At 60.4% G+C, this 19,922-nt stretch carries 15 protein-coding genes; 5 read left to right on the top strand and 10 right to left on the bottom strand.

Annotated elements, in window-relative coordinates; translation table 11 throughout:
• Nucleotides 1–9: 9 nt before the first annotated feature.
• The 5 genes from SH292x_RS16685 to SH292x_RS16665 form a co-directional block, all read right to left on the bottom strand.
• Nucleotides 10–252 (bottom strand): hypothetical protein, encoded by a 243-nt coding sequence (locus SH292x_RS16685; protein ID WP_442482146.1) that lies wholly within the window; start codon nucleotides 250–252, stop codon nucleotides 10–12.
• 51 nt (nucleotides 253–303) lie between these two features.
• Nucleotides 304–1,872: a citramalate synthase gene (gene cimA, locus SH292x_RS16680; RefSeq protein ID WP_442482145.1), complete on the bottom strand. Its 1,569-nt coding sequence runs from the start codon at nucleotides 1,870–1,872 to the stop codon at nucleotides 304–306.
• A 244-nt stretch (nucleotides 1,873–2,116) separates the two neighbouring features.
• Nucleotides 2,117–2,902, bottom strand: a complete 786-nt coding sequence (locus SH292x_RS16675) for a hypothetical protein (RefSeq protein WP_442482144.1) — start codon at nucleotides 2,900–2,902, stop codon at nucleotides 2,117–2,119.
• 375 nt (nucleotides 2,903–3,277) lie between these two features.
• Nucleotides 3,278–6,169 (bottom strand): DNA translocase FtsK 4TM domain-containing protein, encoded by a 2,892-nt coding sequence (locus SH292x_RS16670; RefSeq protein WP_442482143.1) that lies wholly within the window; start codon nucleotides 6,167–6,169, stop codon nucleotides 3,278–3,280.
• Nucleotides 6,170–7,240: 1,071 nt separating this feature from the next.
• Nucleotides 7,241–8,068, bottom strand: a complete 828-nt coding sequence (locus SH292x_RS16665; RefSeq protein ID WP_442482142.1) for an outer membrane protein — start codon at nucleotides 8,066–8,068, stop codon at nucleotides 7,241–7,243.
• A 319-nt stretch (nucleotides 8,069–8,387) separates the two neighbouring features.
• Between SH292x_RS16665 and SH292x_RS16660 the strand changes: the two genes are divergently transcribed.
• Nucleotides 8,388–8,837, top strand: coding sequence for a hypothetical protein (locus SH292x_RS16660; protein WP_442482141.1), 450 nt, complete (start codon nucleotides 8,388–8,390; stop codon nucleotides 8,835–8,837).
• A gap of 270 nt (nucleotides 8,838–9,107) precedes the next feature.
• On the top strand, nucleotides 9,108–10,013 hold the full coding sequence (locus SH292x_RS16655) for a PEP-CTERM sorting domain-containing protein (RefSeq protein WP_442482140.1): 906 nt from the start codon (nucleotides 9,108–9,110) through the stop codon (nucleotides 10,011–10,013).
• A 118-nt stretch (nucleotides 10,014–10,131) separates the two neighbouring features.
• Here SH292x_RS16655 and truB read toward each other — a convergent pair whose 3' ends face one another.
• Entirely contained in the window at nucleotides 10,132–11,001 is an 870-nt protein-coding gene (truB, locus tag SH292x_RS16650) for a tRNA pseudouridine(55) synthase TruB (RefSeq protein WP_442482139.1), read from the bottom strand.
• Nucleotides 11,002–11,057: 56 nt separating this feature from the next.
• Here truB and rsmG point away from each other — a divergent pair, with 56 nt between their 5' ends.
• Entirely contained in the window at nucleotides 11,058–11,729 is a 672-nt protein-coding gene (gene rsmG, locus SH292x_RS16645) for a 16S rRNA (guanine(527)-N(7))-methyltransferase RsmG (protein WP_442482138.1), read from the top strand.
• Between the two features lie 138 nt (nucleotides 11,730–11,867).
• Nucleotides 11,868–12,209 carry a DUF3467 domain-containing protein gene (locus tag SH292x_RS16640; protein ID WP_442482137.1) on the top strand — a complete coding sequence of 114 codons (342 nt, stop codon included), beginning with the start codon at nucleotides 11,868–11,870 and terminating at the stop codon, nucleotides 12,207–12,209.
• A 164-nt stretch (nucleotides 12,210–12,373) separates the two neighbouring features.
• On the opposite strand, the gene SH292x_RS16635 is transcribed toward SH292x_RS16640, so the two are convergent.
• Nucleotides 12,374–12,712 (bottom strand): tetratricopeptide repeat protein, encoded by a 339-nt coding sequence (locus SH292x_RS16635; RefSeq protein WP_442482136.1) that lies wholly within the window; start codon nucleotides 12,710–12,712, stop codon nucleotides 12,374–12,376.
• A 306-nt stretch (nucleotides 12,713–13,018) separates the two neighbouring features.
• On the opposite strand from SH292x_RS16635, the gene lpxA reads away from it, so the two are divergent.
• A complete protein-coding gene (gene lpxA, locus SH292x_RS16630; RefSeq protein WP_442482135.1) occupies nucleotides 13,019–13,879 on the top strand; it encodes an acyl-ACP--UDP-N-acetylglucosamine O-acyltransferase in 861 nt (286 codons plus the stop codon).
• Nucleotides 13,880–13,888: 9 nt separating this feature from the next.
• On the opposite strand, the gene SH292x_RS16625 is transcribed toward lpxA, so the two are convergent.
• The 3 genes from SH292x_RS16625 to SH292x_RS16615 form a co-directional block, all read right to left on the bottom strand.
• Entirely contained in the window at nucleotides 13,889–15,262 is a 1,374-nt protein-coding gene (locus SH292x_RS16625) for a DUF2092 domain-containing protein (protein ID WP_442482134.1), read from the bottom strand.
• Nucleotides 15,263–15,313: 51 nt separating this feature from the next.
• A complete protein-coding gene (gene amaB, locus SH292x_RS16620; RefSeq protein ID WP_442482133.1) occupies nucleotides 15,314–16,864 on the bottom strand; it encodes an L-piperidine-6-carboxylate dehydrogenase in 1,551 nt (516 codons plus the stop codon).
• Between the two features lie 148 nt (nucleotides 16,865–17,012).
• Entirely contained in the window at nucleotides 17,013–19,766 is a 2,754-nt protein-coding gene (locus tag SH292x_RS16615) for an alpha-L-rhamnosidase-related protein (protein WP_442482132.1), read from the bottom strand.
• Nucleotides 19,767–19,922 lie beyond the last annotated feature (156 nt).

The following is a 19,922-nucleotide window of genomic DNA, read 5'->3' as shown; positions in this document are numbered from 1 at the left end:
GTGGACACCCTAACGCCACATTTCGGGATCGATGCGCCGCTGGTCCTGGAAAATCGCCAGCGAGTCGGCATCGATGGTGCACTGACCTGCCACGTCGGAAAGGTCCCGCCGAGGTTGAAGCGAGGGAGTGGTTTGAAGACCCCGCTCGATCGCCTCTTTAAGGACGACATCGACGGTCTTGTGTTCGACCTGAGCGCGCTCCATGATCGCAGCGTCCAGTTTTTCGCCCAAGTCGTGAATGGTGTACTCCATGTCTCTATTCTACCTCCCTGGCTGGTTCGAGCAAATCGCAAGCGTGAACCGCTACTTGCCCTGCCCCTCGTCCTTGCACAGCTTGTACTCGATGCTGTCGACCAGGGCGTCCCAGCTGGCTTGGATGACATTCTCATCGACGCCCACGGTGCCCCACACCTCGCCATCCTCGTCCCGGCTTTCGATCACCACACGGACGCTGGCCGCCGTTGCGGCTTCGCTGTTGATCACTCGTACTTTGTAATCGACCAAGTGCATGTCGCGGAGGTTCGGGAACAAACTGCCGAGCGCTTTACGCAGCGCGGCATCCAGGGCGTTCACGGGGCCATCGCCTTCCGCTACTTCGTGCAGCACCTGATCATCAACCAGCAGCTTGACCGTCGCTTCGGTCACTGGCGTGCCACCGCGACTCTCGACACTCGTATGGAACTTCACGAGTTCGAAGTGCGGCGTGAAGGTCCCGGCGGCCCGCTTCACCAAGAGGTCAAACGAAGCACCCGCGGCCTCGAACTGATAGCCTTGATTCTCCTTGTCGACTACTTCGCGAAGGATGCTGTCCATCAGCTCCTTGTCGGCCGCGATGTCGTGCTTGGTCGTAAGAGCGATGATGTTCGACCGGCCCGACAGTTCGCTCACCAGCACCCGGCGTTCGTTGCCGACGCTTTCGGGGGCGATGTGCTCGTAGCTGTGCGCCACGCGGTTCACGGCGTGGACGTGCATCCCACCTTTATGAGCGAATGCACTAGCGCCGACGAATGGCTGGTTGATGCGGTAGCTCATGTTGGCGATTTCGTAGACGTAACGCGACAACTCGGTGAGGTGATCGAGCTCGCCGCGTTCCAGGACTTCGTAGCCCTGCTTCTTGAGTGCGAGATTCGCGGCCACCGATACTAGATCGGCATTGCCGCAACGCTCGCCAAGCCCATTGATGGTTCCTTGAACGTGAACGGCCCCGGCATCGACAGCCGCGAGAGAGTTAGCGACTGCCAGCTCGCAGTCGTTATGCGTGTGGATACCGAGCGGCGTTGTGACGGTCGCGCGGGCTTCTTTCGCAATGCGGGCGACTTCTTCGGGCATGCTACCACCATTGGTGTCGCACATCACGATCCGCGAAGCACCTGCGTTTGCTGCGGCGCGGATGGCCTTTGCCGCGTATTCGGGGTTGGCTTTCCAGCCATCGAAGAAGTGCTCGGCATCGTAGATCACTTCCCGGCCGAGCTTGACGAAGTAATCCACCGTCTCGGCGATCATCGCCAAGTTCTCTTCCAGCGTTACCTGCAGGACTTCAAGCACGTGAAAGTCGCTGGTCTTTCCGACGATGGTGACGACGGGTGCCTGGGACTCAACAAGCGCCTTCATACCCGGATCGTCCGCAGGCTTCACACCGCGGCGACGAGTCATACCGAAGGCACACACTTTCGCGTGCTGGAGCGGTTCGGCGAGCATTCGCTGAAAGAACTCGGCGTCCTTGGGGTTCGACAGCGGGTAGCCCCCTTCGACGTAGTCGAAACCCATCTCATCGAGCCGCCGCGCGATGAGCACTTTGTCCTCCAGCGAGAAGTTCACGCCCTCGCCTTGGGCGCCGTCGCGGAGGGTGGTGTCGTAGAGTTCGATCTTCATGGTCGTTAGCTTTCAGCGTTCGATGATCGGCCATAACCCGGGATACGAAAAAACCCCGAGGCTTTTGGCCTCAGGGTTGGATGTGTATCGGATTGTACCGAACCGCCCTAAGACCGCCGTACTCCCGCAATAATAATGATTCGCACGCCGTGTTGGAGAGTGGGAAGCATCATCGAAGGAAGCACAAACGGTGAAGGATACGAGTTAGGTCAGGCTTTCAAGTGTACCTGCTCGGCAAGCGGGGTCAAGTCCGACCGCGAAAACGCCACGCGGCGACCAGCCCGACTGCGGCGATGGTCCAAGTGGTCGGCTCTGGGATGGAATTCGGCAGTCCCGAGGGTATGCCCCATTCTTCAAATCCTGCGGTTGCCCCGTAGCCGGGGAGATTCGCTTCCTGGCCGCCGAAGGCCGAATACAGCACCACTTGGTCCGACGGCAGGAAGCCCGCGAAATTGATATTCGGGACGTACAAGAACATGTCGCCCGAGCCACTCCCGGTATTGAGGTCGTAGTTGAGCATCACGAAACTGTCGGCGACGGCGTCCATGCGATAGACGAGGGTGCCCGGATGATCGAGAACGCCGGCGCCGTGAACGGTGCCAAAGGTGGTAACACTCAGGTTGGCTCCACCTCCCGCGAACACCTGAACCTCGTCCAGCGAGATAAACTCATTCGTACCCCCTGCTGATTCGTTGATGTCGAGCAAGAAGGCACGATAAAGCGCGTTGCCAACGACGACGAGCGGGACCTCTGCCAATGTGATGGCGTGGTTGTGCTGCGACGAAGAACCGTTGTTCAGAATGTTGTTGACGGTCGTGTTGTAGCCATGGGCCGTGTCGTTGTTGCCAGACGGACTGAGCTGAACGAATGCGTTAAAAACACCCGTGCCCGTCGACGAAGGATCCGTTTGCTGGTAGATCGCCCCGTTGATCGTACCTGACGAGTTAGCAGTCGTCAGGTCAAGAATGGCCGCATTGGTGTTCGCCGTGAGCAATAGTCCCAAAGCAATGGCCCAATTGAAAGCAAGCATCGGAACACTTCGAGCACAGGTTAATCGAGCTCGAAGCTTAGTGGTGCAAGTACCGTGCGCACCAGCACGGAGGTAGCGGTTAATTAGACTTCCCCAATTTCAAAGTTGGACATCCAAGTTGCAAAAGCGGGAGACGAAGACACACCTCCGTCGAGATTTTGAAGTCTCGGCAACGGTCGCTTCATCCAGGGGGCGTTCCCCACTCCCACCCGACGCCGAACGTCAGGGCGAATACAACGGCCCCGTCCCACACATACAGGACAAGTTAGTCTCAGTGTGGGGAAACCGCAATGGATTTGCCACCGAAGGTAGGCATTTCCCCATTTGCTTGGGTCTGCCATGCCTCTGGAGCGGGGGGTTTTTGGCTTGGAAAGTCTAACTCACCTTCTCTTCTTCCTCTTCGTCCACCTCCTCCCATTCGCCATCGGCGGAGTCTTCTTCGTCCCACTCGGCCTCATCCTCGTACTCCGAGTCGTAGGCCTCTTCTTCGTACTCTTCCTCGGCTGCGGGATCTTCTTCGTACTCTTCTTCTGCGTCTTCGTACTCCTCCTCGTACTCTTCGTATTCTTCTTCCGTCTCGGCGACTTCGCTTACGGGAGCTGGTTGCTTCGACGCGACCTTGGAGACGACTGGCTCCTCGTCCGCTTCGTCTTCTTCCGCAGCGTAAGCGATTCGGTTCGAGCGTTTCCCCGTTCCCGCGTCGAGCATGTCGAGTGAAGGCGGGGCAGCTGGTTGGGGCGCTGAACTTCCGCCATTACCCCCGCCGCTGGTTCGCATCGCTTCCCAGTCTTCCATCGAGATCACGACTTCGCGGGCCTGCGAGCCGTTGTACTGGCCCACGATGCCATCCTCGGCCATGAAGTCCACGAGTCGCGCGGCACGGCCGTAACCGATGCCGAGTGCACGCTGCAACAACGACACGCTGCCACGCCCTTCGCGAACCACCACTTCGATGGCCGCTTCGTACAGCTCGTCGCGATTTTTGAGACTTCCCGCGGTGGCCTCGACTTCTTCCTTCGTGCGAAGTTGCATCAGCTCGCCGGCGAACTGTGGTTCTTCGGTGCCGATGGCATCGACCACCCGAGTGATCTCGTCGTCGGACAAATAAGTGCCTTGGCCGCGGAGCAACATGCTGGTTCCGGGCGAGAGGAACAACATGTCGCCGTTGCCAAGCAGCTTGTCCGCACCCATTTCGTCGAGCACCACGCGGCTGTCCACGCGGCTGGCAACCTGGAACGCGATGCGCGCGGGCAGGTTGCTCTTGATTAAGCCCGTGATCACGTCGACCGTGGGTTTCTGCGTCGCGAGAATCAAGTGGATACCAACCGCTCGGCTCTTCTGCGCCAGGCGGATAATGTGCTGCTCCACGTCCTTGCCAGCCGTCATCATCAAGTCCGCCATTTCGTCGGCGATGATCACGATGAACGGCAGTCGCTTGGGAACTTCTTCCCATTCCGATTCGCTCGCGGGTTGGACGCGCTCGCGAAGCTCCTCGTCGCCGAGTTGATTGAACACACTGATGTGTCGCACACCGGCTCGTGCGAGCAGGGCGTAACGCTCTTCCATCTTGTCGACCGCCCAGGCCAAGATCGCCTCGGCCTTCTTCATGTCGGTCACCACCGGATGCATCAAATGCGGCAGCTTGCGGTAGCCGGACAACTCGACCATCTTCGGGTCGATCATCAGCATGCGGACTTCGTCGGGTCCACGCGTCATCAGCATCGATACGATGATCGAGTTCAAGCAGACCGACTTACCCGTACCCGTGCGGCCTGCGATCAACAAGTGAGGCAGCGCTGCGAGGTCCACCACCATCGGATTGCCCGCGACGTCCTGACCTAAGTAGATCGGAATCTTCATCCGCGCGGCTTGGCCATCGGTCTCTTCGATCACTTCTCGCAGCCGAACAAGCTGACGGGTTTCGTTCGGCACTTCGATGCCCACGGTGTTCTTGCCCGGAATTGGTGCCACAATGCGAACGCTCGGCACGCGAAGTGCAATCGCCAAGTCGTCCGACAAACCCGTGATCTTCGACAATCGCAAGCCCGCTTCGAGTTGCACTTCGTACTGCGCAATCACCGGACCGGTCTCGATTTCGACGACCTTCACGTTGAAGCCGAAGTTCTTGAACGTCCGCTCCAGGATCTTCGCTTTGCGGCGGACTTCTTTCTCGTGCTCCTCGTACGAGCACTCCTCGGCCGGGGAGAGCAGTTCGATCGACGGAAGCTGATAGTCGGCCGTGGGTTTGGCACCGTGGTCGGCGGCTTGGAGCTGCTCGATGATTGCTTCGCGTTCGCTCTTCTGACGGGGTTTCTTGTACCGCGGTCCTTCGTCCTCGGCTTCGGGCTCCGGCGTCGCGGCGGCTTCGGCTGGTGGTTCCGTGGGTTCCTCTGCGGTCTTCGACTCGCCCGTGAGTGCCGCGGTTAGCTTCTGGGCCACGCGGCTTAGCGTGCTCTTGCTCGCGGCCGAGGCTGCTTTCTCTTCTGCGGCGGTTGTTTCGTCGGTCGCTTTGGTGCCGGGCGTGCGGACCTTCAGCGAGTCTTCTTCGACTTCCTCTTCTTCCCACTCTTCTTCGTCTTCGTACTCGTATTCGTACTCACCCTCTTCATATTCTTCCTCTTCGTCTTCCCCGTCGAGGTTGATGGGGGTCTCGAGGTCCGACTTCACGCGCTGGGTCGATTTCGCGACACGACCGAGCTGCGCCAGACCTCGCGATGAGTACCGCGTCGTCGAAGCCGCGAGTTGGAACATCAAGTAGTCCGTCGCAAGCAACAATCCCGCCACCAGTAAGCTGAAGGCGAAAATTAGCGAACCAGCATGAGCAAAGTTTGCTTCGAGCCATGCCCGACCGAGTGCCCCCAAGTAGCCACCCGCTCCAATCACAGGACCCGGCGTCCAGTTGGGCAGGACGAGTGCCGCGAGCGTGCAAAGTCCCGCGAGAGACATCAGCCATCCGCCGGCGCGGATCAGCGGCTGATTGATCGGACGCTGCACGACGATCAATCCTGCAACGACCACCAACGAACCGAGAGCGTAGTAAGCTCCCACACCCAGCTTGTCGAGCAGCTGGTGAGCGATCACCGCTCCTAGTCGCCCACACGCGTTGCGTGGGCTCGGGGGAGCGGGGAACACCATGGCGGTCGACTCGCCGCTGAGCGTGTAGGGGTCGCTGCGGTGGTAGGTAAGGAGCGACAGCCCCACCAGCAGCGTAAACGCCACTAGCACAAGTGCGGCAATGTCCAACTGGCGATTGCGATTCTCAAACATCAACGCAGGCCGGCGGAGAGAGGGGAAGGGCGGATCAACAGCTACACTTCGGCGCCGGTCCCTCAGCGCGCAACAGCATCCAGTCATCCCTCTACATCGACGACTCCCGCGCTCGGCCATAGCTCGTGTCCCCACGGACGCTAGCAATTCCGCCATCGGCAGAATGTGTACAACGCGCGTAGGGGTTACAACGCCTGCGGGAGGAGTAAAGTCGCAACTTCGCGAAATCGCACTGGGTGCGACTCTATTATTTTTCAGCCCCGTAGGAGAAGCGGCCTAAGTCGAACCGTTGGAACGCTTTAGGAACAGCCCGCTAGTCCATCGCCCGCGAGTAATGTCGCAGGGGCAACCCGCAGGTGCGACTTTACTAGGGCGGAAGGGAGAATTCGGAGTTCGGAATTCTGGTAGGCCGGGTCAAGCTCCGCGCCGACCCGGCGCTTCCCGCTTTTCCCCTACGCGCTAAGCGATTCTCCCGCCACGCTCCGCGCTGGGCGTTTTCCTCTAGTTTTTCAAGTTGCCAAAGAACGTACGTCCACTAACTGGATGGATGTGTGCAATAGAACACATGCCAAGCGCGCTTTCTAGTGGCTTTTCGGAAAAAATGGAAATAGTTTTGGGCGGATTTCTCGCTGTATTTGCTGCATTCTCCGGCCACTGCCACCACTGCCACCACCGAACTGATCAAAACTGATGGAGGCAAGCAAGTCGCACAGTTCGAAGGGGCTCGTAGCGTCGCGTATTCGCTCGATGGCAAGCAACTGGCCGTTGGCGTTTATTGTGACACGTACGACCAAGTGTACGGCGTTCGGCTCTACGAACTGGGCAAAGCCGAGCCGGACAATGTCAAACCAGTAAGGCAATTCAACATCATGGCCGGTGTGGGGGAGATCGATAGCTGGTACGATCCAACCGTCGCGCGTCTGAGTTGCTCACCCGACGCCAAGCATCTGGCCGTCTACACGGGCTTTAGCGACGACGAACTGCGTAGTTCGGCCGCATCCAGGTGTGGGACGTCGAGACGGGCAAGCTCGACTTGTTTATGCCGGGTTCGATATGTCAGTTCTCGCCCAATCAGAAATCGAATCCGATGCCGCCTACTGCCAGGTGATAGTTCATGTCTTTGAGTTGAACTGCCCAAGGAGAAGTGGCCGCGTGCGTTGGATAGTTGGTGGAACCGAAGGTGTGGGTCGTCGATCCGACGTAGAGATAACGATACTCGGTGAACAGGTACATGCGCTCGGTTAGATTGAAGCGGAAACCGGCCTTGAATTGCGCGGATAGGCCCAGAGCGGACGAGTTCGGGTTCGAGTTGAAATGATTCACGCCCGGCTCTGCGGGATCTAGCTGGGTGGAGGTCGCCCCATTGATCTTCACGTTGGTGAAGCCCAGACCGAGGCCCACGTACGGGTAAAAGTTCGCGAGAGGCGTCTGGAAACTGACGACGCCATTCCCCAGCACGGCGATGTTGTCCATCGGGAAGGAGTCTTCGAACAGATGTTCGGGTAGTCTCACCGTGTCGTTGGTTAGTTGCCCACTTGGCGTGCCGCTGAGATACATCGCTTCGAGTTCCACAGCAGGCAGCAATCCCCAGCACCCTTCCGGTGCACCGCTCGACCATTCATGACCAATGTTCAGGCCGACCAGTCCCACCCCGTCATTCCCCGAGCTGCCAAGGGCGTTTACCGCCATCGGGCCGCCTTCGGCCTCCGTGAAATAGGCCGTCCCCATTTGGTCGATGCTTCCGATGTGGGATGAGCCGCCGCCGCCAAAGACGCTCATGTACATCCCGCGACCCGTCGAGCAGTCGTCGCTCTCGGCTTGGACGGGTGAACACGACGCGACGAGAATCAAGAGCCCGGCGAGTTTCGGACTCCAAACGCGACTGAGCGATTTAAACATGCAGCCCTCCGTCCCTGAAGTAGTCTGTTGTGGAGGAGATCGGTTGCCCGGCCGTCAAATCTTTGCCTTCTCCATGCGAGATGGCAGGCTCGACCGTGTTTTCTCATCCCATCGACGCATTTTGGTTTGAGCAAAACGGACATTTTACTAAAGTCGAGAAAAGCTACATGCCAGCTACGTGGGTCCTCGCGGCACTTTGAGTAAGGGAGGGATAGATTACGGGGGGGCGGAGTGGCTTTGAACCCCGGGGAATACTCGTTGTCCTCTGTACGAACCATTTCGCGAGGTCGCGATCAAGGGCCATGTGGGAGTCGCCGAAGTGTACCGTCTGATCGGATACCTATTGGCAGTTATCAGTTGCCTGGCCTACGCCCCCATGTTCGTCCTGGTCTTCGCGATTGGCCACGCGGAGATCCATAGAGTTTCAGGCAATTACTGTTGTGGCCCGAGCTTCTATCCCTCGGATTTGGCGGTGTTCACCGTCCCGCTGGCGCTGTTGGCGAGCCCGTTTTATGCCAATGCGGCGAAGAGATTCTGGTTTATCTCGGCGGTGTTGATTCTCTACCCGGTACTTCTGCGATTGGTATTTGATGGTCTGCTCAAGGACTACGTGCTACGCGGTCCCGTACCACGATGGGCGACATTTCTAGGTCCGTTCGAGCTACTGACGCTCATCGCGATCGTCATGGTGACGACGCTGCTGGCGCAGGCCGTCCGTGCGCATCCACCAGGGGAAGCCGAGCCGGCGGAGTCGGAGACAGGGCAGTAGGCGTAATTCTGCTAGCTCCAGGCAACTTGCTGGCTGGAGGCAGGGTGCGAATCCGTCGGCACTACTGGTTTCCCCTACGTGGTAACGCTGTTTTCTCTCTCCGGAAGTGAATTCCCCCCAATCGCTTGCCAAGTGCCACCCCGCGGCGGTAGGATTCACGCTTGCTACCGGGGATCGGCGAGGGTTGGGGATTCTGTTTTTGGGGAGGAGTCCGGTGGGGCTCCGGGGAATCGTCAATCGCTCGCTGGATAGACAACAGGGAGTCGTTTAATGAAGCGGACTTGGAGCCAGGCGGTCGTGGCGTTATGCGCCTTCACTTCTTTTGCGATGTTCGCCCCTAGCCAAGCGGCCATTGTTACGCTCGACTTCACGACCGACGATGGCGGGAAGTCGCTCGTTCACGGTCAGGTGATCGCCACCAATCCGGCGACGGATGCCCAACCAGGGGACCCCGTTGCCGAGTTCGGCAACATCGTGGCCATCAGTACGCAGCAGGGCTCGACCACGCATAAGGGTGCCGTGATATTTGATACCACACCCGGTGGCCTTGGTGCCACGCTTGGAGATCCCGATTTGGATCTCTTGGTGAATCGCGGCAACATCCTGACGCTTCAAGATTTTCGAAGTCCGAACAAGACGAATACGGGTGCGGGCGCGAACGGCTACGTGTTCAACAATCCCGACGATACTCGTGATCCAGATCCCGGAAGCATCGTGTTCACGTTCCTTCAGCCGATCGCTCCCATTTCAGTGGACATCGTCGATGCCGACGTTGGTTTTGAGATGGACGTGATTCTCACCGACGTTCATGGCGGCTCGCGCATCATCACGGTTCCCGAACGTTGGACGTGGGATATTATCGACGACCTCGGGATGGGGAATGGCTTCGATACGCTGGTGCTCAACACCATCATGGGGCAGGATGGCGAGGGCCCCGGCGGCGATGGAATTGAAGGGAACGCCGACGACTACACGACCGTAGCCGACCTCAATCTCGACGATCAAAATGTCGTGAGCATTGAATTCAAGTACCGCGGCGAGATTCCCAATGGCTGGAGCTCGGGTGGTGTCGATAATCTAACGTTCGATCTAATTCCCGAGCCGTCGTCGATCGCGATGGTCGTAATCGCTGGCGCTGTGGGCTTGGCGTTACGTCGTCGCCTGGCTCGGGGTTAACTGATCGCGATTGCCTGTCGATGGTGCTGTGGGAGGGGTCTCCGACCCCGATTTTCGGCCTCAGAGAGGCCTCCCACAATTTGGCGAGCGGTGCTATCCGAGATCGACGAACCATCCGCTAACCGGGTGCGAAGACGAGCTTCGGGCCCCAGACGCTGGCGCGAGGAATCACTATAGCGACCAGGTGGCCTTCTAGGTCCAGAGCGGCGTATTCCGGCGTGTCGCGGTCGAGCTCGGGTAGTTCCATGAACTTGCCCTGCCGCAGGGCAATCGCTTGCTCGGGAGTGACTTCGAACCGTGGCACGTTCGCAAGTGCGGTAAAGGGTGGCTGGAGGAAGTCCTTCAGCTTGCCGGCCATCACGTCGTCGACCTTCGCGGCAGTCTCTAATCGGAACTCACCAATCGCCGTGCGGACCAGACCGCTCATCACCGCGCCGGTGCCGAGCGACTCGGCAAGGTCGCGGCCGAGCGAACGGATGTAGGTACCGCTGCCACAACGGATGTCGAGCACGAGTTCGGGATACTCGTAGCGAATGAGTTCGATCGAGTAGATAGTGACGGGCCGGGGGGCGAGCTCCATCAGATCGCCACGCCGTGCAGAGTCGTACGCCCGGCGGCCATCGACCTTGATGGCCGAGTACGCGGGAGGACGCTGTTGGATTTCGCCGACGAACTGTGGCAGCGCGGCTTCGATGGCTTCGCGCGTAGGGATGGGGGCGTCGGGTACGGCCGTGAGTTCGAGCTCGGTATCGTCGCTCGCGCTGGTGACCCCGAGGCGGAAAGTGGCAAGGTACTGTTTGGGCTGCCTTTGGACGTACTCAATTAGCCGCGTGGCTTGGCCAACGCAGATCACCAGGACCCCAGTCGCCAGCGGGTCGAGCGTCCCGGCGTGGCCGACCTTCGCCGGCTTGGCAAGCCGCTGGATGCGATTCACCGCGTCGCGTGAGGTCCAGCCGGCTGGTTTATTGAGGTGCAAAAGGCCGTTCATAGGGCGTCGTTTTGGGGCGTTGTCACTGGGGGGCGAACATGGGACATTAGGCGGTTATGAACGATTCGACCGAAGATAACGATCCCCAGCAAGCCACCTCGCTCGCAGAAGCCATCGCGTGGGCGGGCCTCGACATCCCCGCAGACCGCATCGACATGCTCGACGCGTATCGCCAGGTGCTGTGGGATTGGAACGAGAAGATCAACCTTACGCGGCATACGACCTTCGAAAAGTTTGCGGCCCGCGATCTGCTCGACACGGTAAAGCTTGCGGCCCACTTGGAATCGGGGGACCGCGTGCTCGACATCGGTTCGGGTGGTGGCGTGCCAGGCTTGCCACTGGCGATCTTGCGGCCCGACCTCACGGTGTCGGTGTGCGACTCGGTGGGTAAGAAAGCCCGCGTGCTCGAAGACATGGTCGCTACGCTAGGACTGCCGGTAAAGGTGTATCCCGCGCGTGCTGAGCAAGTACTTGAGATCACGACACAGGGCACCCTGGTTGCACGTGGTGTGGCGTCGCTGAAGAAGTTGCTGACGTGGCTCGCGCCGCACTGGACCGCGTTCGACCAGCTGCTGTTGGTAAAAGGAAAGAGTTGGGTCGACGAACGGGGCGAAGCGCGGCACTACGGCTTGCTTCGCGGTTTAGAGCTTCGCCGCCTCGACACCTACGAGAGTCCGCTGGTGGGTGAGAGTGTGATCCTGCGAATCCGGCCTGTGAATGACGACTAGTGGTTTTGGCCGCTGGGCGCGAGCTGTTCTTATCGCGTAAAATTACGGTTTAGCGCCGACCACCTTTGGTCGGGCAGGGTGGCGGAGCCACGCTCGCACCGTTGTCTGTTTTCAAAAGAACGAACAGGGAGATCACCGATGGCCGATAAGCCCGTCAAGGAAGAAACCAAGCCCGGCGAGGGAGCCGAAGCCCAGCAGCGGACTCGGGTTGAGGTGGTGGACAAGAACGCCATCTGCACCTACGCCAACTTTTGCCGCGTGACTGGCACGCCGGAGGAGTTGATCCTCGACTTCGGTCTTAACTCGCAGCCTTATGGCATGCCGACCGAGCCGGTAGAAGTGAAGCAGCGGATCGTCACCAACTACTTCACCGCCAAGCGAATGCTGCAGGCGCTGCATCTGTCGGTGCAGAGGCACGAGCAGGCATTCGGCGTGCTAGAAACCGACGTGCAAAAGCGCGTGCTCAAGCCGCAAGGCTGAGATAGCCGGCGAACCATAAAACCTAGTGAGCCCGCCCCTCCCGAATGCGTGGACCGGCGGGCTCACATTGTTTCGCCCGCGAACTTTTGCAGATTTTTGCGGCTGGGGATGCTCGCAGGAGGGGCGGCGAATAGGCAAGAAGTGGGCTAATTCGCGCTAGACAATTAGCGTCCTGCTTGCAGGATGCGGCTCTTCTCCATCGCTTCTTCGGCGAGGGGGATGTATTTCATTTCGCCGGTGGCGGCGTAGGCGCGCTGGTAGGTGACGCTCATCGCGGTGAAGTTGAACGGGTCGTCGGGGCCGAGTTCGCACGCTTTCTGGGCGTGGGCGATGGCTTCTTCCTGCTTGCCGAGACGCTGCAAGGTGACCGCGAGTGCCGAGTGAGCGACGAGGTACGTGGGGTCGGCGGCGAGGCTCGCTTCGAACTTCGCGACGGCTTCGTCCAGCTTGCCGGCGGCCTTGAGTTGATCGCCTTCGTTGTAGAGTTCAATGGCGGTGGGCATCGCAGAGTCTCGCATCCAGTAACGTGGTCAGGGGCAACTGGTTCATGCTAGCAAGCGAGGGCCCGATGGACCACCCGGCGTGTCGGCCAAACGGTGCGATTCGTTGATTGGGTAAAATCGCTACCTTCGGCTAAGGGGGTGTGTTTGGCGAGTCCGATAACCAAGCATGACGAGGAGCCCGACGCCGGGTGACCTCGGCAACCGCGAGCATTCCCGCAAAATGCTAGCGATTGCGACAGCAACCTGCACCAGGCCGACCGCGTAATCACTGCGCGCTACCGGCCGACCAACCGAGGGGGCCCACCTGTGACGATCCACCCGCTTGCTGAGGTAAGTCCGAGCGCCAAGTTAGGCACGGACGTGAATATCGGACCTTTTGTCGTCGTCGAAGACGGCGTGGAAGTTGGCGACCGGTGTACCTTGCTAGCGCGTTCGACCGTTAAACGGGGCACGACCCTGGGATCGGACAATCTGGTGTGCGAGGGGGCGGTACTCGGCGGTCTGCCACAGCACCTGCGCCAGCCCGAAAACCCTGGCCGGCTCGTAGTGGGCGATCGCAACGTGTTCCGCGAGAACATCACCGTCCATCGGGCGTTCGTGCCCGAAAGCGCGACCATTATTGGCAGCGATTGCCTGCTGATGGTGGGCTCGCACGTCGCCCACGACTGCATCGTCGGCAATAACGTGATACTCACGAACAACGTTCTGTTGGGTGGCCATGTGACGGTTGGCGATCGTGCGTGCCTGGGTGGCGGCGCCGCGGTGCATCAGCACTGCAACATCGGCCGCGTGGCAATGGTCGGGGGCCTCGCGCGGCTCGACCAGGACGTGCCACCCTTCATGATGGTCGACGGCGAGAGCAACATGATCGTCGGCCTCAATCGCGTGGGGCTTCGCCGCGCGGGAGTCACGCCGGACGAACGCAACGAGATCAAGCAGGCGTACCAATTCATCTTCCGCAGCGGCATGATGTACGACGAACTGCTGGAGACGCTCGAAGCGAGCTTTACCGAGGGCCCGGCCGCGGAGTTCGCGCCGTTCCTTCGTGCCGCGACACGTGGCTTTGTCCGTGATCGCCGCGACCCGCCGAAGACATTCCGCATTGTTCGCGAAGACCCGATGTCGGACGACATCCTGGTGGTCGAACCGCTGAAGCATGCGGGCTAACAAGGTGGCCTACGGCGCGTTGGGTTCGTCCGCGGGTTTTTCCGCGTCGGGCTGGTCGCCGGCCGGTTCGTCCTTGGAAGGTTCTTCCGAAGCCTCGTCGGAGTCAGCTTTGGGCTGCGTCTTGGCGAGTTCTTTGGCGGCGAGGTCTTCGCGCTCCAGCAGTGCGTTGATCTGAGTGGTGAGTTCGGCTTTCAGATCGTTCGGCAGGCCAACGTGCACCACGTGCACCCGGCCGTCGAGGCCGATGAGCACGGTCTGCGGGATGCCCGAGACTTGGTACTTCTCGGCGACCTCGCCCGCGTCGCGGAGGACGGAGAGTTCGATCTCGTTCTCTTTGAGGAACTCGTTGATGGCGTCGGCCTCTTCGCCGACGTTGATGGCGAACACGCTGACGGGCTTGTCTTTGAAGTCGGAGGCCACCTCCGCGAGCTTTGGCAATCCCGCCACGCACGGTGGGCACCAGGTGGCCCAGAAGTCGAGCACGATCACCTTCTTCCCGAGGGCCTGCTTAAGTTCGAACGAACTCTCGCCATCAAGCTGAACCGCCGCGAAGGCCGGCGCGGGCTGGCCGATCAGCGGGTGGACGCTGACCACGGGAGGTTCGACGGGGGCGGGGACCAGCGCGGCGAACTCTTCGACAAGTTCGGCTCCGCCAGGGGGTGTGAAGGTGAAGGTTTCGTTGGTAACTTCGGGCGCGAAGTTCCAGTTTTTCGCGCGGAACGACAGTTCCAATTTAAAGCCCGCCTCTTCTTCTTCCTTGCCCAGAAGCTTGGACATATCGGGCAGCACTCGGCGGACCGTGGGTTCGTCGCCGGTGGTGATCCAGATGTCGTAGGCGATCTCGTCGGTCTCGAAATGAAGTCGGTGGCACTCGTTGCCCTCGAACACTTCGACGCCGACGTAGTTGCTCGACGTTACGCCCCGTGTGAGGCGGGCCGCGGGGTCGCTCGCCAACAGCGACATCATAAAGCCTCCCATTCCCCCTTCGAGGGCCATCATAGCCGGGAGGCTATCGCTAAACTCGTCGAGCGTCGCGGGCGCTGCGCCTTCGGTGTATTGCTGAAGCTCGTGCGAGTACTTGAGCATCTTCTTTCCATCGCTAACGATGGTCGCGCCGAGCTCACCATCGGTACGGAGGAACAGGAAGCGATTGGGACGCTCGGCGGCGAATTTGTAGCTGACCGAGCGGCCCAGCTCCTGACCCGGGAGGCCGGCTTTAACTTCGAGATCGAAGTCGGCGGTGTAGGCATTCGCGGCTTTGATGCGATCGGTCGCCGAGCGGAGGATGACTTCGGGGTCCTTTGATTGGTCGGCGGCGAGCAACGTTGCCGCGCAGGTTGCCAAGCACACGATCGCCATTGCGGCACGTAAGGATATCGCCATGAGTCGTTCCTGTCTGAATGCGTTCCTACCCAATTGAGAGGCATCGGAGTCTTACGCGACATCGTCGCCGAACTTGATGCCCTGGGCGAGCGGTAGTTCGGAGCCGTAGTTGACCGTGCAGGTTGCCCGACGCATGTACTGCTTCCAGCTATCGGAGCCGCTCTCGCGTCCGCCGCCGGTGTCCTTCTCGCCACCAAAAGCCCCGCCGATTTCGGCGCCGCTGGTTCCGATGTTCACGCCCACCAGTCCACAATCGGAGCCCGCCGGCCCCATGAACTTATGGGCTTCGCGGACGTCGGTCGAGAAGATGGCCGAGCTGAGTCCTTGCGGCACGGCGTTGTGCATCTCGATGGCGTCGTCGAAGTTGTCGTACTCGACGATGTAGGTGAGCGGGGCGAAGGTTTCGTCGTACATCACCGGGGTCTGGATAGGAAGCTGCACCAGCGCGGGCTGCACGTAGACGCCGCCGGCGGGGACGTTCTTCGTCACCCGGTCGCCACCACACAGCAACCTGCCACCTTGATCGTGCGCGGCGACGAGAGCCGACTGCATGCTTTCGAACGCTCGCTCGTTGACCAAAGGTCCGACGAGTGTGGTCGAGTCGCGGGGGTCGCCAATGGGGAGGGATGAGTAGATGGTCTTGAGCCGCTCAATGAGTTTCTGCGAGACGCTCTTGTGAACGAACAACCGGCGGAGACTGGTGCAACGTTGGCCGCAGGTACCAACGGCGGCGAACGTGATCGCACGGACGGCGATGTCGAGGTCGGCCGACGGGGTGACGATCATGCCATTGTTGCCGCCGAGTTCCAGAAGGCTGCGACCGAGCCGGCCGGCAACGACCTGCGCCACGGAACGGCCCATCGCTGTTGAGCCGGTCGCCGAAACCAACGGGATGCGATGTTCGCCGGCGAGGGCTGCGCCGACGTCACCCCCGCCAATGACGAGTGTGGAGATTCCGAACGGGGCGTCGCTGCCGAAGCGTGCCGAGGCGAGCGTGACGATTTGATTGCAAGCCAGCGCGATGAGCGGTGTTTGCTCGGAGGGTTTCCAAATGATGGGGTCGCCACACACGAGGCCGATCATCGCGTTCCACGCCCAAACGGCGGCAGGAAAGTTGAACGCCGAGATGACGCCCACGGGGCCCAGCGGATGCCATCGTTCGACGAGTGTGTGTTCGGGGCGTTCGCTGGCAATCGACAGGCCGTAAAGCTGTCGCGATAGGCCGACGGCGAATTCGCAAATGTCGATCCACTCTTGAATCTCGCCCTCGGCCTCGGCACGAATCTTGCCGGCTTCGAGCGTGATCAGCTCGGCAAGCTCCTTCTTATTCTCGCGAACGAGCTCGCCAATCACACGCACGAATTCGCCACGCCGCGGCGCGGGGACTTCGCGCCAGTATCGAAACGTGGTTTGTGCCATCATAGCCGCCATGCCAACCTGCTCGGGGCTCGCTGCGCGAATTTGGCAGGTCGGCTGGCCATCGATGGGCGAACGTGGCATGAAGATGTCGCCGTTGGCACCGCGGGGCATTGGCCCGCCGTCCCACAGGCCGGAGTACGTGTTGCCATCGGCAGGCGGGAGAATACGGCTGGGCAGTTCCATGCTCGTTCCTTCGAGGTTGTGCAATCGTTGGGGCAGAATCTAAGGGGGCAAATCGGCCGCGCGGGGCCGAGCTAGCTATTAGACCAAATCGCCCGGCGATGTGCATCGCGAATCTGGTGGCCTGCGGGGATTCGCGAATTGCCGCGTCCTAATTGCGGCGAATGGCGGTGTGTTGTCCCGATCCAACTCCTCTCACGACTATCGAATCCCCCTCGAATTCCGCTGCGATCTCCTTGCCATCGAGTTCCACCACCGGCTTGTCGCCATTCCCGCGTGGCAGTACCAAGTCGGCGGTCACGTTGACGGGTAGCGTTACTTCGAGCGAGTACTCGCTGGGCGACCTTTGCCAGTGGACGGCGATAGGTCCACGATCGGTCGCGATGGTTCCTTTTGCCCACGGAAGTCGGGTGCCGAAGTCGAGTGGCTCGATACGCACCAGTTCGTACTGGGCTTTCACGGGGCGGATGCCGAGGATGTAGCGGACGTAGCCTTCGAGCCCGGCGGCTCCCCAAGCGTGCGACAGGCTATTGCCGGTTTCGTCGGCGTTCCATGCTTCCCAAGTCGCCGTAGCTCCGCGATCGAGGCAGCGAGCCCAGCCAGGTTGGTTGGGATTGGTGTAGAGGTCTACCAGCGCGGGACCTTGCTTGGTTTCGCCCAGCGCTTTGACGAGCCACGACACGGTGACCATGCCGACGCCCATGCCGAGTTCGTTAACGCGCGCAGTGACCACCGATTTGAGTTCCGGCGGTACCATGCCAATGGCGAGCGGGAAAATATTGGCGTGCTGCGAGGCGTTACCGCTGAGCGTCCCGTCGCCGTGAAGTCCATCCATGTAGAGACCGGTGTGGCCGATGAGACGCTTGTTGATCGCTTGCTCCAGGGTGGCGGATTTGCGGCGATATGTCGCGGCACCTTCGGCATCGCCCAACACTTCGGCGATGTGCGCCAGGGCTTGGTAGTCGGCGATCGCCCAGCCGTTGATGACGGTGCGGGCGTCGGTTTCCATGTCGTACCCGCCGCGCATGCTGGCGGGCCAGTCGATGATGCCGAACTCGTACGCACCGCCGCCGCCAGTCAGCTTCGTGACGAGACCTGTTTCGGCGTCGATGTGACGATCGAGGTAACCGCCGATGTCCTTCAGCTTGGGCCAGCTCTCCACCAGGAAGTCGCGATCGCCGGTTTCGAGGTAGTAGTTCCACACCCACGGCGCGAACGCCTGCGTGAAATCGGGAATATCGCGGCCGCCATCGTTGTTGGGATACACGGCATTCATTCGGCCTCGCTCCTCGGGAGCGGACCAGAAGCGATCCATCGAGTCGAGAAACTCGCGCATCACGCGCTGAGTAAGTGCACGCTCGCCAAACACGGGCATGGCGACGGTGCTCTGGATCGCCGCGTCGCCTAGAAAGCCACCTTTCTCACGGGTGGGCGTGTCGACGAACTCCTCTTGGGCGCAAGTGTAGATGGAGTGTTTCATCAAGTCCCACACCGCGTTAAGCGTTTCGTCCGATGACTCGAACGACGATGCGTCGTCGTCGAGAGCAATGTGCCTCGCGATGAACTGGAAATTGTCGGTGGTCACCGGCATCGGCGGGTTGTCGAGCTGGAAGTAGCGCATACCGAGGTATTCGGTGGGGACGTGCTCGAACGCTTTTCCGCTGAGCACCGCGCGGTACTCCATGTTCGTGGATTGAGCCCGCGTTCCGGCTGGCAGGATGCCTGCGGCGTTGAGTTCGTAGCCGCCGCGCATGGTGACCAGCGTCGGCGACTTGCCCCCTTCGAATTTCACGCAAGGCATGCCTGCCCACACTTTGCCGAGATCGACCACGTAAATTTGGTCGCCACGCTTGGTGATCGACACTGGCTGGATGGGGGTTTCGACGAACCGTGTCAGGTCGGGCTGTAACACGCCCGTCCACGGCGCAACAGGATGCGGGCCAATGATCGCGGCGGGCTTCCAGGTCGAATCGTCGTAGTCGATCGTGAACCAATCGCTTTCCATCCGCCGGCCATCGATCCGCTCGACGTAGCCCACCCCTTCGCCACGGTTGCGCTGTACCGGATCGACAAGTAGCCAACCTGGGTCGCGAGATTGAATCCAGGTGTCGTCCGAACCGATCACGGTCGTAGGACCATCGGTGTGTTCAACGACCAACTTTGAAATCAATCCCCGGGCACCGGCTGGTCGTCCCTGCCCGCCGCCGAACCAGTGGGTTCGGATGGCGACGAGGTTCTCTTTGCCGGGCCGCAGAAGCTTGCCGACATCGTAGGCGTGGTAGTACTGGCGGTCGGGGTAATGATAGGCGGGGCCTTTGCCCACAAGCTGGCCATTGATGTAGAGTTCGAATCGGTGCGTCGCCGAGACGTAAAGGATCGCCCGTTCGATTGGTTCGTTACTTAACTCGAATGCTCGACGGAAACGAGTGTAGTCGTCCACGTCGTTCGAATTGCGACGTATCCAGTGGGCCCCGGACCAGTCGCCGTTCGTGAGCAGCCCGACATCGAAGTGTGCGGCGTCGGACCAGCTGCTCGATTGGTTGTCACGGTCCCAGGTGCGTACTTTCCAAAAGTAACGCGTGCCGCTCTGTAGCTCGGTGCCTTTAAAGGAAATGTGGTTTTGCTGGCGGCTGGCGACCTTGCCGCTGTCCCACACGTCGCCCTGGTTGGATGCCAGGAGCTCGGCATTCGAGGCAACGAGGATCTGCCAGCTTGTCTGGATTTCGTTGTCGTCCGCGTCCACCACTCGCCATCCGAAGTACGTATCGCCTCCAGTGCCCGTTGGAGTGGCAACATCGTTGGTGCGTAGATCGATCGGTGGCGAGGGCGCCACCGCAAAGCAGGGTAGGGCGGGCGCGACGAGCAGCATCGCGGTCACAGCAGAACACAAGCGAGCGACACGCATTGTAAGTCAGAAGGGTCGAGTCTTAGGGGGAACCGCAGGAGCGGTTGGGAGATCCTTATTCTAAAAAGAGTTAACGTACGCCGCAGGCACTTTTGGGCGGCCGAAATCCAAAAATGGCTCGTCTTGCGATAAAAATGCGGAGAAAAATCGCCCGCC

Source organism: Aeoliella fuhlenseeensis, assembly GCF_052161615.1.
Taxonomy (GTDB): Bacteria; Planctomycetota; Planctomycetia; order Pirellulales; family Lacipirellulaceae; genus Aeoliella.
This window is presented reverse-complemented; position numbering and strand designations above follow the sequence as displayed.